General features: G+C 72.1%; 12 protein-coding genes and 1 pseudogene. 8 read left to right on the top strand and 5 right to left on the bottom strand.

The genetic code is table 11. From position 1 onward, the window contains the following. Positions 1-99: 99 nt before the first annotated feature. Positions 100-945 (bottom strand): siderophore-interacting protein, encoded by an 846-nt coding sequence (locus tag ACFV0T_RS37915; RefSeq protein WP_385789441.1) that lies wholly within the window; start codon positions 943-945, stop codon positions 100-102. Between the two features lie 148 nt (positions 946-1,093). After that, positions 1,094-2,034, bottom strand: a pseudogene (locus tag ACFV0T_RS37910) (5'-3' exonuclease H3TH domain-containing protein). A gap of 97 nt (positions 2,035-2,131) precedes the next feature. Between ACFV0T_RS37910 and ACFV0T_RS37905 the strand changes: the two are divergent. The 5 genes from ACFV0T_RS37905 (at position 2,132) to ACFV0T_RS37885 (ending at position 8,116) form a co-directional block, all read left to right on the top strand. Beyond that, the gene (locus ACFV0T_RS37905; protein WP_385789439.1) at positions 2,132-2,272 is read left to right on the top strand and encodes a hypothetical protein; all 141 of its coding nucleotides are present in this window, start codon (positions 2,132-2,134) and stop codon (positions 2,270-2,272) included. A gap of 140 nt (positions 2,273-2,412) precedes the next feature. Beyond that, positions 2,413-3,504, top strand: a complete 1,092-nt coding sequence (locus ACFV0T_RS37900) for a glycine betaine/L-proline ABC transporter ATP-binding protein (RefSeq protein ID WP_385789437.1) — start codon at positions 2,413-2,415, stop codon at positions 3,502-3,504. After that, positions 3,497-6,115, top strand: a complete 2,619-nt coding sequence (locus ACFV0T_RS37895) for an ABC transporter permease/substrate binding protein (protein WP_385789436.1) — start codon at positions 3,497-3,499, stop codon at positions 6,113-6,115. Before ACFV0T_RS37900 ends, ACFV0T_RS37895 begins: the two co-directional genes overlap by 8 nt. A gap of 695 nt (positions 6,116-6,810) precedes the next feature. Beyond that, on the top strand, positions 6,811-7,395 hold the full coding sequence (locus tag ACFV0T_RS37890; protein WP_385789434.1) for a helix-turn-helix domain-containing protein: 585 nt from the start codon (positions 6,811-6,813) through the stop codon (positions 7,393-7,395). Between the two features lies 1 nt (position 7,396). Next, positions 7,397-8,116 carry a helical backbone metal receptor gene (locus ACFV0T_RS37885; RefSeq protein ID WP_385789432.1) on the top strand — a complete coding sequence of 240 codons (720 nt, stop codon included), beginning with the start codon at positions 7,397-7,399 and terminating at the stop codon, positions 8,114-8,116. Here ACFV0T_RS37885 and ACFV0T_RS37880 read toward each other — a convergent pair. Then, positions 8,028-9,176: a TDT family transporter gene (locus tag ACFV0T_RS37880; protein WP_385789430.1), complete on the bottom strand. Its 1,149-nt coding sequence runs from the start codon at positions 9,174-9,176 to the stop codon at positions 8,028-8,030. The two genes, ACFV0T_RS37885 and ACFV0T_RS37880, sit on opposite strands and share 89 nt — an antisense overlap. 70 nt (positions 9,177-9,246) lie before the next feature. Between ACFV0T_RS37880 and ACFV0T_RS37875 the strand changes: the two genes are divergently transcribed. Further along, the gene (locus ACFV0T_RS37875; RefSeq protein WP_385789429.1) at positions 9,247-10,182 is read left to right on the top strand and encodes a LysR family transcriptional regulator; all 936 of its coding nucleotides are present in this window, start codon (positions 9,247-9,249) and stop codon (positions 10,180-10,182) included. A gap of 185 nt (positions 10,183-10,367) precedes the next feature. Next, the gene (locus tag ACFV0T_RS37870) at positions 10,368-11,342 is read left to right on the top strand and encodes an aminoglycoside phosphotransferase family protein (RefSeq protein WP_385789427.1); all 975 of its coding nucleotides are present in this window, start codon (positions 10,368-10,370) and stop codon (positions 11,340-11,342) included. Here ACFV0T_RS37870 and ACFV0T_RS37865 read toward each other — a convergent pair. Further along, a complete protein-coding gene (locus ACFV0T_RS37865; protein ID WP_385789425.1) occupies positions 11,326-12,012 on the bottom strand; it encodes a gamma-glutamyl-gamma-aminobutyrate hydrolase family protein in 687 nt (228 codons plus the stop codon). The two genes, ACFV0T_RS37870 and ACFV0T_RS37865, sit on opposite strands and share 17 nt — an antisense overlap. Positions 12,013-12,215: 203 nt before the next feature. Then, entirely contained in the window at positions 12,216-12,968 is a 753-nt protein-coding gene (locus ACFV0T_RS37860; protein WP_385789423.1) for a FadR/GntR family transcriptional regulator, read from the bottom strand. 82 nt (positions 12,969-13,050) lie between these two features. Between ACFV0T_RS37860 and ACFV0T_RS37855 the strand changes: the two genes are divergently transcribed. Then, positions 13,051-14,421 carry a glutamine synthetase family protein gene (locus tag ACFV0T_RS37855; RefSeq protein ID WP_385789421.1) on the top strand — a complete coding sequence of 457 codons (1,371 nt, stop codon included), beginning with the start codon at positions 13,051-13,053 and terminating at the stop codon, positions 14,419-14,421.

The following is a 14,421-nucleotide window of genomic DNA, read 5'->3' as shown; positions in this document are numbered from 1 at the left end:
AGGGCGGGGACTTGGGGGGCCTCGGACGGTACTTCACTGGGCCGGGGATTGACTAGCGGGCGCCCCCCCTAGGGTGCCGCCGCTTCGTCACTTCCTCGCTCACGCGGCGGGTGCGGAGCCCTCCTGCTCGGCCTCCACGCGTGCGTTCCACTCGCGCTTGGAGGCCTGCCAGCCGTCCTCGTTGTGGCCCAGCCGCCAGTAGCCGGAGATCGACAGGTCCTCGCGCGGGATCTGCCGCTCCACACGCAGCAGTTGGCGCAGCTCCTTCACCAGGCCGGCCTCGCCGTGCACGAACGCGTGCACCCGGCCCTCGGGGCAGTCCAGGCCTCGGACCGCTTCGACCAGCGTCTCGCCGATGGGCCGTTCGCCGCGGTGCAGCCAGACGACCTCCACGTCGGAGTCGACCTTCTGCTCCTCCTCCGGCCCGGCGATCTCCACGAAGGCGTGGGCCACGGCGCCGTCGGGCATGCCCTCCAGCGCGGCCGCGATCGCCGGCAGCGCGCTCTCGTCACCGGCCAGCAGGTGCCAGTCCGCGTCCCTGTCGGGAGCGTAGGCGCCACCAGGACCCATGAACCGGACGGTCTCGCCCGGCTGGACGCGGGTCGCCCACGGCCCGGCGAGGCCCTCGTCGCCGTGGATCACGAAGTCGAGGGTCAGTTCGCGGTGCTCGGGGTCCCAGGCGCGCACGGTGTAGGTCCGGGTCACCGGCCACTGCTCGCGCGGGAACTCGGCCCGGATTCTCTCCATGTCGAAGGGCTCGGGGTAGGTCGCGCCCTCGGCCGGGAACAGCAGCTTCACGTAATGGTCGGTGCAGGCTCCCGCCGAGAAGTCGGCCAGGCCCTCACCGCCGAGCACCACGCGTTGCATGTGCGGGGTGAGCCGTTCGGTGCGGACGACCTGCGCGGAATGAGGCTTCCGCGGCTTCCGTGCCGGACGTTCTGCCATGACGGCCTCCCAGTCGTTCTAGCTTAGGCTTACCTAAGTTAGCATTTCTTCTCCCGGTTAACTCCCCCCTGATGAGAGGTTCGTGAACCTCTCGTACAGAGCGTGACTTTCCGTCCACGGGAATGTCGTCCTCGGGCGAGAACGATGATCACGCGCCGGGCGCGCCCAGGGTGGTGAGCAGTCGCTGGAGCGACCCGCCGAGTCCCCAGCGTGTCGCCAGCTCCTCCAGTGTCACCCCGTCGCCGGGGTGGCGCGGCAGCGTGGTGTCGACGTCCGGCAGCGGGACGTCGACCGCGACCCGGACGACCCTCGGCGCCACCGCGAGGTACGGGCGCGACTCGTCGAGCCGCTTGCGCTGCGACGGCGTCAGCTTCGCCTTCGGATCGTCCACCGCCGCCATGATCCCGGCCAGGTCGCCGAACTCGGCCAGCAGTTTGGCCGCCGTCTTCTCGCCGATGCCGGGGACCCCCGGCAGGCCGTCGCTCGGGTCGCCGCGCAGCAGCGCCAGATCCGCGTACCCCCGCCCGTCGACGCCGTACTTCTCGCGCAGCACCGCCTCGTCGGTCAACTGGAGCGTGCCGACGCCCTTGAGCGGGTACAGCACGCGCACCCCGAGGGCGTCGTCGACCAGCTGGTAGAGGTCACGGTCGCCGGTGACGATGTCGACCGGGCCCTTCGCCCGCGCGGTGAACGTGCCGATCACGTCGTCCGCCTCGTACCCCTCGACGCCCACGCGCGCGATGCCCAGCGCGTCCAGGACCTGCTCGATGACCGGCACCTGCGGCGAGAGGGTGTCCGGCACCTCCTCCTCGTCCGGACCCACCTCGCGCTCCTGCGCGACGCGGTGCGCCTTGTACGACGGGATCAGGTCGACCCGCCACTGTGGCCGCCAGTCCGCGTCCATGCAGGCCACCAGGTGGTCCGGGTGATGGTCCTTGACCAGCCGGTCGATGAACTCCAGCAGCCCGCGCACCGCGTTCACCGGTGTGCCGTCCGGCGCCTTCACGGAGTCCGGCACGCCGAAGTAGGCGCGGAAGTACAGGGAGGCGGTGTCGAGCAGCATCAGTCGTCCGGTCACGCTCGCATCATGCCGTACGACAACGACAACCACCCGACAGGGCGACGACACGTCGGGCCACGTGGCGGCCGGTGACGCCGCGTACGTGGGGCCGAGAGTGTCGTGTGTGTGACCTGGGATGCCGTGCCTGAGGCCGACGACGTCGCGCGCGTGGGCGACGATGTCGCGCGCGTGGCCGAGGGCGTCGTGCGCATGACGGATGACACAGCGCACGCGACAGCCGACTTCGCGTGTGCGTGGCGGATGTGAATGTGCTGTGAACTGGACCACTGAAGCGTTTGGCCCGGAAGCGCGGGGGCAGGCGCGGCTTCTGAGCGACGCCGGTTGCAGATTCAACGTTTGCGGTCGGTGGCCGTTCCGTCCACTGTCCCCGAGAGCAAGAGGTCTGCGTGTCAGCCAGGCTTGAGGCCGAACACCTCTACAAGGTGTTCGGCAGACGACCGGACCAGGCGGTCGAACGACTGCGTAAGGGAGCCGACCGGGAGGAGCTGCGCGCCGACGGCACCACGGCCGCCGTGATCGACGCCTCCTTCACCGTGGAACCGGGCGAGATCTTCGTCGTGATGGGCCTGTCCGGGTCCGGGAAGTCCACGCTGCTGCGCATGCTCAACGGCCTGCTGGAGCCCACGGCGGGTCGGGTCCGCTTCGGCGGCCAGGATCTGACCGAACTCGGCGCCCGCGGACTGCGCGAGATCCGCTCGAAGAAGATCAGCATGGTCTTCCAGCACTTCGCGCTCTTCCCGCACCGCAGCGTCCGCGACAACGCCGCCTACGGTCTGGAAGTGCAGGGCGTGCCCCGCGCCGAGCGCGCTCGCCGCGCCGACGAGGCGCTCGCCCTGTGTGGCCTGGCCGGCTGGGAGAAGTCCTGGCCCGACGAACTGTCGGGCGGCATGCAGCAGCGCGTCGGCCTCGCCCGCGCGCTCGCCACGGACGCCGAACTGCTGCTGATGGACGAGTCCTTCAGTGCCCTCGACCCGCTGATCCGGCGCGACATGCAGGACCAGCTGCTGGAACTCCAGAAGACCCTGAAGAAGACGATCGTCTTCATCACCCACGACCTCAACGAGGCCATGCGCCTGGGCGACCGCATCGCGGTGATGCGCGACGGCCGGATCGTGCAGATCGGCACCGCGCAGGACATCCTCGTGCGCCCCGCCAACGACTACGTCGCCTCCTTCACCCAGGACGTCGACCGTTCCAGGGTGCTGACCGCCGACGCCGTCATGGACCGCGCCGTGCACGGCGACGAGGCCGACTGCGACTGCGAGACCGCCAGGCCCGACACGCCGTTCACCGACCTGTGCGCGATCAGCGCGCGCGTGCCGCACCCGGTGGCGGTGCTCGACGCGGACCACGCCCTCGTCGGGGTCGTCCCACGGCAGCGTCTCGTCGGTTTCCTCGGCGACGAGTCGGCCGCCGCCCCCGGCCCCTGCGACTCCCCGCGCGACAAGGGCGGCGAGAAGGTGGTGGCGCGTGCCTAGGATCCCGCTCGGCGACTGGGTCAACGACGTGGTCGACTGGCTGCTCGGCCATGTGTCGTGGCTCTTCGACTTCCTCAAGACCGTCTTCACCGGCACCTACGACGGCATCGCCGCCGTCCTCCAGGCCCCGCAGCCGCTGCTGCTCGCCGGCATCTTCGCCGTGCTGGCCTTCTGGCTGCGCGGCACCCTGGCGGGCGTCCTCACCTTCGTGGGCTTCGCGTTCATCGACTCCCTCGAACTGTGGGACGACGCGATGGTCACCCTGTCGCTGGTCCTCGTCGCCACGATCATCGCGCTGGTGATCTCGGTGCCGGTGGGTATCTGGGCGGCCCGCTCCGACCGGGTCAGCGGACTCGTCCGGCCGGTCCTGGACTTCATGCAGACGCTGCCCGCGATGATCTACCTCATCCCGGCGATCCTGTTCTTCGGCACCGGCGCCTCCGCCGGCATCGTGGCCACCCTGATCTTCGCGCTCGCCCCGGGCGTGCGGATGACCGAGCTGGGCATCCGGCAGGTCGACAAGGAACTGGTCGAGGCCGCCGACGCGTTCGGCACCACCCCGCGCAACACCCTGCTGCGCGTGCAGCTGCCGCTGGCGCTGCCCACGGTGATGGCGGGCGTCAACCAGGTCATCATGCTGGGCCTGTCCATGGCGGCGATCGCCGGCATGGTCGGCACCGGCGGCCTCGGCGGCGACGTCAACGAGGCCATCGGCCAGCTCAACGTCGGCCTCGGCTCCGAAGCCGGCGTCGCGATCGTGATCCTCGCGATCTACCTCGACCGGATGACCAGCGCCCTCGGCACCCAGGTCTCCCCGCTCGGCCGCCGTGCCGCCGCGAAGGCGCGGGCCGCCCAGGGCCTGAACATCCGGTCCTACCGGCCCCGCCCGCAGGTCGCCGTGATCGGTGTCGTGATCCTCGCCCTCGTGGCGGGCGGCATGGGGATCTTCGGCGGCGACGGGGGTTCCGCGCCCGTCGCCGACGGCAAGGACGTCGGCCAGGGCAAGAAGGTCAGCATCGGCTACATCCCCTGGGACGAGGGCGTCGCCTCCACCTTCCTGTGGAAGGAGATCCTGGAACAGCGCGGCTTCCAGGTGGACGCCAAGCAGTACGACGCCGGGCCGCTCTACACCTCCCTCGCCCAGGGCAGCGTCGACTTCGAGACGGACTCCTGGCTGCCCACCACCCACGCGCAGTACTGGAAGAAGTACGGCGACCGGCTCGACGACCTCGGCGCCTGGTACGACAAGACGTCCCTGGAGCTGAGCGTCCCCTCGTACATGAAGGGCGTCGACTCCCTCGACGACCTCAAGGGCAAGGCGTCGGAGTTCGGGGGGAAGATCACCGGCATCGAGTCCAGCGCCGGCGAGACGGCCCTGCTCAAGAGCAAGGTCCTCAAGGAGTACGGCCTGGACAAGGAGTACAAGGTCGTCGACAGCTCCACGCCCGCGATGCTCGCCGAACTCAAGCGCGCCTACAGCAAGAAGGAACCGGTCGTCGTCACGCTCTGGTCGCCGCACTGGGCGTACAACGACTACGACCTGAAGAAGCTGAAGGACCCCAAGGGCGCCTGGGGCTCGGGCGACGGCGTGCACACGCTGGCCCGCAAGGGCTTCGCGAAGGACAACCCGGTCGTCGGCAAGTGGCTGAAGAACTTCGAGCTGACGGAGAAGCAGCTCACCAGCCTCGAGGCCGAGATCAACAAGGCGGGCAAGGGCAGGCAGCAGGACGCCGTGCGCGCCTGGCTGAAGGAGAACCCGGGGGTCGTCGACAAGCTGGCGCCCGTGCCGGGCGGCTCCGGCGCCACCCCGGCGGAGGCCCGACGCGCCCTGGACGTCGCCTGGTTCCCGTGGGACGAGGACGTCGCCGTCACCTACCTCTGGAAGAACGTCCTGGAGCGGCGCGGCTACCGGCTCGACCTCAAGCAGATGGACGTCGGCCCGGTCTACACCGGCCTCGCCTCCGGCGACCTCGACCTCAACTTCGACGCCTGGCTGCCCTACGCCCAGAAGAACTACTGGGACCGGAACAAGGACAGACTCAGGGACCTGGGCACCTGGTACCGGCCGACCTCGCTGGAGATCGCCGTGCCGTCCTACGTCAAGGACGTCAAGTCGCTGGAGGACCTCAAGGGCAAGGCCGACACCTTCGACGGGAAGATCATCGGCATCGAGCCGGGCACCGGCGAGATGAACCTGCTCAAGACCAAGGTCCTGCCCGGCTACGGCCTGGACAAGGAGTACAAGGTCGTCGACGGCTCCACGCCGGCGATGCTCGCCGAGCTGAAGCGCGCCTACGCGAAGAAGGAGCCCGTCGCGGTCGTCCTGTGGTCGCCGCACTGGGCCTACAGCGAGTACGACCTCACCAAGCTGACGGACGGCAAGAAGCTCTTCGGCGAGGGCAACACCATCCGCACCATCTCCAGCGACGAGTTCCCGGGGCAGTACCCGCAGCTCACTAAGTGGATCAAGAACTTCACTATGAGCGAGGACGAACTCGGCAGCCTGGAGGGCGAGATCAAGGACCGCGGCCAAGGCCATGAGGAGGAGGCGGTCGAGGCCTGGCTGAAGGAGCATCCGGACATCGTCGACCGCATGACGCCGCAGCAGTAGTCGCTGCGCCACCGCCACCCGAGGGGTGGGCCTCCCCGCGCGTCCTGACAGCGCCCGGGGAGGCCCGCCCCTCGGGTCGTGTCCGAGGCCCGCCGCTCGGGTCGTGTCCGAGGCCCGCCCCTCGGGTCGTGTCCGAGGGCAGCCGAAGCGCGCGCCCGGCCCGCGCGCTGTGTGCGCCCCACCCGCACCCATGTCCGCCCCTACGATAGAGATCCGGACAACCACACAGCGCTACGCCACCGCCCGAGCCCGGGCGTCCTGCCCGCCGTCTCCGCCCCCGCTTTGACCAGGCGGTTCGGGCCTCAAAAGCGGTCGGGAACATCGACAGCGGCTCACGCGTTCAAGTGAACGGTGACGTGCTCATCCTGATCGGTGGTCAGTCCGGGCAGGAGGACTTCGACCGTGGTCGGATGTACACTCACGGGCCCGTGTCCGCACGCGCCGACCTGCGGACGGTCCGTACCCCTCGGCCGCAACGGGACCTTCGTCAACCCCACGACCGCGCCCGTCACCGATCAGGCTGATCCACTGGCGAGATCTGTGAGGTCCGACCCGACGCAGTGTGTCGTCGATATGACGGCGGCCTGAAACGGTTTGCCGAACATGCGTAGGGTGCAGAGAACTCATCAGAAGGAGTGCGTGCCGATCAGGACGCACGAGCGGCCGAGCGACGAGCGAAGGAGGGAGCGGGAGCGATGGGCGACCACAAGGAGCAGCACCTGCGGGTGGGCGCGGCCGTGCGGCGGCGCCGTCGCTCGCTGGAGCTCACCCTTGCCGTCGTGGCCGAGCGCAGCGGCCTGTCGGTCCCCTTCCTGAGCCAGGTCGAGAACGACCGGGCGCGCCCCAGCAGAAGCTCCCTGGAGAAGGTCGCCGACGCCCTGCGCACCACCGCCGTCGAACTCCTCGCCGCCGCCGACCCGGCGTGCAGCGTCGACGTCGTGCGCGCCGAGGACACCGAGCCGGACGCCGCGCCCCGGGCCCGTTCCCTGGTGCGCGGTCACCACCAGATGCACGCCTCGGAATTCACCGGCGACCACGAGGCGGGCCGTGAGTTCCAGTACCGCAACGACCAGTTGATGTACGTCGCCGACGGCGCCGTGGAGATCGAGGCGGAGGGCCGCGCCTACCGCCTCGGCCGCGGCGACACGCTGTACCTGACCGGCGGGGTGCGGCACCGGTGGCGGGCGACCGTCCCGGACACCCGGGTGGTCGTGGTCGCGGTGGCGGAGCACGTCGAGGCGGTCCAGGACCGGCAGAGGCCGAGGCAGAGGCAGAGGTAGCGTGCGGGTCGTCTCGCTGGTGCCGTCGCTGACGGAGGCGGTGGCCGTGTCCCTCCCAGGCGCCCTGGTCGGTGCCACGGACTGGTGCAGCCACCCGGCCGGGCTGGACGTGGCACGCGTCGGCGGCACGAAGAACCCGAAGGTCGAGGAGATCCTCGCGCTCGCGCCCGACCTGGTGGTCGCCAACGAGGAGGAGAACCGCGCCCCGGACCTGGCGGCGCTGCGCACGGCCGGCGTCGAGGTCCTGGTGACCGAGGTACGGGACGTGCCGCAGGCCTTCCACGAACTGGACCGCGTACTGCGGGCCTGCGGGACGCGCGAGCGACCGCGATGGCTCGACGAGGCGCAGGAGGCGTGGGCGGCGCCGCCCGGGCCCCGCGACCGCGGGACCGCCGTCGTGCCGATCTGGCGGCGCCCCTGGATGGTCCTGGGCCGCGACACCTTCGCCGGTGACGTGCTGGCCCGCCTGGGCGTCGACCACGTGTACGCGACCCATGCGGAGCGCTACCCGCGCATTCCCCTGGCGGAGCTGCGCGCGGCGCGACCGGATGTCGTCGTGCTCCCGGACGAGCCGTACCGCTTCACCCCCGACGACGGCCCCGAAGCCTTCCCCGGCCTGCCCTGCGCGCTCGTCAGCGGACGGCACCTGACGTGGTACGGACCGTCGCTGGCCGAGGCGCCACGGGTGCTGGACGCGGCGCTGCGAGCAGCTCACCGCTGACCAGACCGCGCACGGTGTGCGCGGCGGCGGTGATCCAGGCGCCCAGGAGCACGGCGTACAACCCGACCGCGAGCCCGTCGAAGGCGACCAGCCCGGTGTGCCGGGCGAGTGCCTCGGCGCCGGTGACACAGGTCCCGACCGGGAAGGTGAACGCCCACCAGGTCATGGTGAAGCCCATCCCGTGCCGCCTGGCCCGTACGACGTGGGCGGTGGCGAGACAGAGCCAGAGCAGTGCGAAGCCGATGACGGGGACGCCGTAGAGCACGGTGAGGGTGGCGAAGCCCTGCTCGTACGGGGCCGGCACCACGCCCGCCGCGGCGTCCGCGATGTTCCCCACGGCGGTCGTGGACTGGCCGAGCGGGCCCAGCACCAGGAACAGGGTCGGGGTGAGGGCGAGGGGCAGCGGCCCGTCGGTGAGCAGCCGGCCGAAGATCAGCGGCAGCATGAGCAGCGTCGCCAGCAGACTGAGCCCGAACAGCGCGAAACACGCCAGGAGCAGCGTCTCGCGGGGCTGCCCGGCCGGCAGATGTGGCACGAGGAGCGGGCCGACCGCCGCGGACACCATGGGCGCGACGACCGGCAGCAGCCAGACGGGCGTCGCCTGCCCCGGCTCGATGCGGTGGTGTACGGCCATGAGGTACGGGATGGCGACGGCGGCCGCCAGTCCGATCACCGTCCCGGCGGTGAACAGGACGGCGTCGAGCGCGAGAGCCGCCCCCGTCCCGATCCAGTCCCGGCCGACGGTGACGGTGCCGCCGCCGACGGCCAGCAGCGCCATGGCCAGGCAGCCGTAGAACGGGGCCGTCGCCGGGTCGAGGAGGTGGGCGCGGGCCTGGTCGCGGTGGTGGGTCCAGTGCAGGGCGCGGGCGATCAGCAAGGTCACCAGCAGGGCGAGGGAGAGGGCCCAGACGGCGGCGCACGCGGTGCGCTGGCCGGGAACGCGCAGGGGCAGTCCCGCTCCCGCCGTGGCGAGGATGGCGGTGCCCATGACGGAGGCGTACCAGTTCGGGCCGAGATGGCGGATTGCCGGGTGGAGGCGGGGATGGGCTGCGGTGACCATGCCCCCACCTTCGCGTGCGCGGGCGCCCGCGACCAGGGACGATGTCTCTATGGGGGCATAAGGTGGGCTTATGAGCGAGACGCGTGGGCAGGGTGGGGCACGGGAGACGGGCGGCGGTTCGATCGCGCACCGGGTCCCGGACCTCGGGGCGCTGGAGCTGCTGCTCGCGGTGGCGCGGCTGGGCAGCCTCGGCGGGGCGGCGCGCGAACTCGGCATCACCCAGCCCGCCGCCAGCAGCCGGATCCGCTCGATGGAACGCCAGCTGGGGCTGGCGCTGGTGGACCGCTCACCGCGCGGCTCCCGGCTCACGGACGCCGGTGCGCTGGTGACGGACTGGGCGCGACGGGTCGTCGAGGCGGCGGAGGCCTTCGACGCGGGAGCGCAGGCCCTGCGCGACCGCCGTGACTCCCGGCTGCGGGTGGCGGCGAGCATGACGATCGCCGAGTACCTGCTGCCGGGCTGGCTGCTCGCGCTGCGCGCCCAGCGTCCCGACACCGCCGTGTCGCTCCTGGCCGGGAACTCGACGGCGGTGGCGGAACGGCTGCTGTCCGGCGAGGCGGACCTGGGCTTCGTGGAGGGCCTGGACGTCCCGGTCGGTCTGGACTCCGCGGTCATCGCCCACGACCGGCTGATCGTGGTGACGTCTCCCGGCCACCCCTGGGCCCGCCGCCGGCGCGCCCTGGCGGCCGAGGAGCTGGCCGCGACGCCGCTGATCCTGCGGGAGAAGGGTTCGGGGACCCGGCAGGTGCTGGACGTGGCGCTGGGCGGCCTGGCCCGCCCGCTGATCGAGCTGTCGTCGACGACGGCGGTGAAGGCGGCCGCGGTCAGCGGCGCGGGACCCGCGGTGCTGAGCGAACTGGCGGTGGGGGAGGAGCTGGCGATGCGCCGGCTGGTCAGCATTCCCGTGGAGGGCGTCGCGCTGCGCCGCGACCTACGAGCGGTCTGGCCGACGGGCCACCGTCCGGTGGGCCCGGCGAGAGAGCTGCTGTCGCTGACACGGGGCTAGCCGGAACGTCCAGCCCCGCCGGCGTGCGAGAAGCGGGGCCCGGGGTCTCCGGCATCGGGAGCGGACGGGAGCGGACGGGGGCGGACGGGGGCGGACGGGAGTTGACGAGAGCGGACGGGAGCGGCAGCGCGGCGGGCGCGAAAACCCTTGGCCCGGCCGCCCCGACCCCCGCCACCATGGTCCGCATGCCCCCGCCCTCCACCGGCCCCACCGCCACCGCCCCGCCCGCCACCGGCGTCCGGACCCCCTGGGAGGCCCTCCCCGCCGTGGTGCGGGACGCCGTCGCGCACCTGCTCGGCGGGCCCGTCGTCGACGCCCGCACCCAACCCGGAGGCTTCTCCCCGGGCGTGGCCGCCCGCCTGCGTACCGCCGACGGCCGTCGCGCCTTCGTCAAGGCGGTCAGCGCGCGGAGCAACCCCCACAGCCCGGCGCTGCACCGCGCGGAGGCCCGCAACGCCGCCGCGCTCCCGCACGCCGTTCCGGCCCCGCGCCTCCTGGGCACGTACGACGACGGCACCTGGGTCGCGCTGGTATTCGAGGAGGTGGCGGGACGCCAGCCGCACGTCCCGTGGCGGCCGGCCGAACTGCGGCGCGTGCTCGACGCGGTGGCGGAGCTCGGCCGCACCCTCACCCCGGCGCCCTTCGCGGCCCCGTCCGCCGCCGAGCAGCTCGCCGGCGCCTTCGACGGCTGGCGGCGGCTGAGCGACGGCGCGTCGGGCGACGTACGCGGACGTCTCGACGACTGGAGCGCCGAGCATCTCGCCGATCTGGCCGAACTCGCCGCCCCATGGCCCGAGTCGGTCTCCGGCGACACCCTCGCCCACGCCGACCTTCGTGCCGACAACATGTTGCTGACGGCCGACGGCGGGGTCGTGTTCGTCGACTGGCCGCACGCGGTGCGTGCCGCGCCCTGGTTCGACCTGCTGGTGATGCTGCCGTGCGTGCGCGCCCAGGGCGGCCCGGATCCCCAGGAGGTGTTCGCCGGGTGTCCGGCGGGCCGGGACGCGGACCCCGGCGCGGTCACCGCCGCCCTGGCCGGTCTCGCCGGGTTCTTCCTCGAACACGCGCTGCTGCCCCCGCCGCCCGGTCTGCCCACCCTCCGCGCCTTCCAGCGGGCGCAGGGGGAGGCCGCCGTGGCATGGCTCAGGTCGCGGCTGTGACCAGGGCCCGCATCACCCGCAGGTCCTCGCCCATCTCCGGGTGCCACTGCACGCCCAGCACCCACCCCGCCGCGGCCGGCAGCTCGACCGCCTCGACCGTCCCGTCCGCCGCGTACGCCGACACGACCAGGTCCGTGCCGAGGCGGTCGACGGCCTGGTGGTGGAAAGTCGGTACGGCCGTCTCCTCGGGTACGACACCGGCGTACAACGTGTCGGGGACCGGCTTGACCGGGTGCCGGCCGAAGACGCCGACCACGTCCGCGTGCCCGTCGACATGCTGGACGAGGGTGCCGCCGAGGGCGACGTTCAGCAGTTGCATGCCCCGGCAGATGCCCAGCAGCGGGACGCGCGCGGCGAGCGCCGCCTCGATCAGGGCGAGCTCCCAGGCGTCCCGGGCACGGGCGGGCGGCCCGGTGCGGGGGCCGGGCTCGGCGCCGTAGCGGACGGGTTCGACGTCCGGGCCGCCCGCGATCACCAGCCCGTCGAGTCGGGCCACGGTCGCCGCCGCCCGCTCCGGCTCGTCCGGCGGCAGCATCGCGGCGAGGCCGCCGGCCCGCTGTACGAGCCGCGGGTACCCGGCGGGCAGCAGCGCCGCCTCCAGCTGCCAGACACCCCAGCGGGTACCGGACTCCAGATACGTACTGACGCCGATCAGCGGCCTGCGCGCCATGCGCCCTCCCACACCGTGCAATGGATTGCCCCCATACCTTTGCCGAGGTCACCCGTGCGAGGCAAGAGGATGCGGACCGCCGCGCGACGATCCGCCCCGGGCGGCCCCACGTCAGGAACCCGCGCAACGCCAGGGGTCCACCCGAAGAGCCCCGCGTGCGGCACCGGCCCTCGCCCCGACAGCTCCCGCAGCCGTGCCGCTCCTCAAGCCAGGAAACCCCGCAGCAGTGCCGCCGTGCCCGCGCAGTGCTCCCGCATCATCTCCCGCGCCCCGTCCGCGTCCCCGTCCAGCACCGCCTCGACCAGCGCGGTGTGCTGACGCTGCGAGTGCTCCAGATTGCGCACGAGCAGCGGTATGCAGTCCAGCAGTTCGTTCACCGAGGCCCGTACGCCCGCGTACTGCGCGGTCAGCGACGGGGAACCGCACAGCTCGGCCAGCGTGAGGTGCAGCAGCGTGTCCCGCCGGCGGTAGTCCGCGAGCGGCGCGTCATGCGTGCGGGCCAGCGCCTCGCGCAGCCGGGCCGCCCGCTCGTCGGTCAGCCCGTGCGCCGCGCACAGCCCGGCCGCGCCCACCTCCAGCACCTCGCGGAAGCGCAGCAGGTCCTCGATGTCGACCTCGGCGATCCGGCGCCGCAGCTCGTCCTCGCCGACGGCGTCCGCGCGCGCCAGCACGAACGTTCCGCCGTACCGCCCCCGACGCGACTCCACCAGCCCCTGGTCCTGGAGCACCTTCAGCACCTCGCGCAGGGTCACCCGGCTGATCCCGAGGCGTTCCGCCAGCTCCCGCTCGGCCGGCAGCCGCTCGCCGCCGGGCACCAGGCCCAGCCGCACGACCTGGAGGATCTGCTCCAGGGCCTCCTCGAAACCGTTGCCCGCCCGCACCGGCCGCAGCACCGGTCCGAGCCGGTCGTCCGGCCCGGCGGCGGCCGGCCTCCCCGGCTCCGTGTCCTGCGACATCCGGCCGCATCCCCTTCCCAAGCAATGGTTCTCGGCAATACCTTATGACTCCTGATCCCAAGAAGGCGAAGGAGGCCCTCCCGTGGCAGACCGCACGCCCCCGCTGAGCGTCGAGGAACTGCGCGACCTCGTCGCGAGCGGTGAGATCGACACTGTCGTCCTGGCCTTCCCCGACATGCAAGGGCGTCTCCAGGGCAAGCGGTTCGCCGCCCGGTTCTTCCTCGACGAGGTGCTGGAGCACGGCACCGAAGGGTGCAACTACCTCCTCGCCGTCGACGCCGAGATGAACACGGTCGACGGGTACGCCATGTCGTCCTGGGAGCGTGGCTACGGCGACTTCGCCATGCACCCGGACCTGTCCACCCTGCGCCGCGTGCCCTGGAACGCCGGTACCGCCCTGGTGATCGCCGACCTCGCCTGGAACGACGGATCCCCGGTGGTCGCCGCGCCCCGGCAGGTCCTGCGCCACCAGCTGGAACGGCTCGCCGAACACGGGTTCACCGCCCAGGTCGGTACCGAGCTGGAGTTCATCGTCTTCAAGGACACCTACGAGCAGGCCTGGGACGCCAACTACCGGGCGCTGACCCCGGTCAACCAGTACAACATCGACTACTCGGTGCTCGGCACCGGCCGTATCGAGCCCCTCCTGCGCCGCATCCGCAACGAGATGGCCGGCGCCGGTCTCACCGTGGAGTCCGCCAAGGGCGAGTGCAACCCCGGCCAGCACGAGATCGCCTTCCGCTACGACGAGGCCCTCGTCACCTGCGACCAGCACGCCGTCTACAAGACCGGCGCCAAGGAGATCGCCGCCCAGGAGGGCGTCTCGCTCACCTTCATGGCCAAGTACAACGAGCGTGAGGGCAACTCCTGCCACATCCACCTCTCGCTCGCCGACGTGGACGGCACGAACGCCATGGCGGGCACCGCCGAGGACCCCGACGGGATGTCCGCCGTCATGCGGTTCTTCCTCGCCGGGCAACTCGCCGCGCTGCGCGACTTCGCGCTGCTCTACGCCCCCAACATCAACTCCTACAAGCGTTTCCAGCCGGGCTCCTTCGCGCCGACCGCCGTCGCCTGGGGCAACGACAACCGCACCTGCGCGCTGCGCGTGGTCGGCCACGGCCGTTCGATGCGGTTCGAGAACCGGCTCCCCGGCGGTGACGTCAACCCGCACCTCGCCGTGGCCGCCCTGGTCGCGGCCGGGCTGTACGGCATCGAGCAGAAACTGGAGCTGCCCGAGGCGTGCGCGGGCAACGCCTACACCGCAGGGTTCGACCACGTTCCCACCACGCTGCGCGAGGCCGCCGACCTCTGGGCGAACAGCCCGATCGCCCGGGCCGCCTTCGGCGACGAGGTCGTCGCGCACTACCGCAACATGGCCCGCGTCGAGCTGGAGGCCTTCGACGCCGCGGTCACCGACTGGGAGCTGCGCCGCTCCTTCGAACGCATGTGA

The sequence above is a fragment of the Streptomyces sp. NPDC059582 genome, from assembly GCF_042735715.1.
GTDB lineage: Bacteria > Actinomycetota > Actinomycetes > Streptomycetales > Streptomycetaceae > Streptomyces.
The sequence above is the reverse complement of the archived record's forward strand: the minus strand, read 5'-3'. Positions and strand labels throughout refer to the sequence as shown.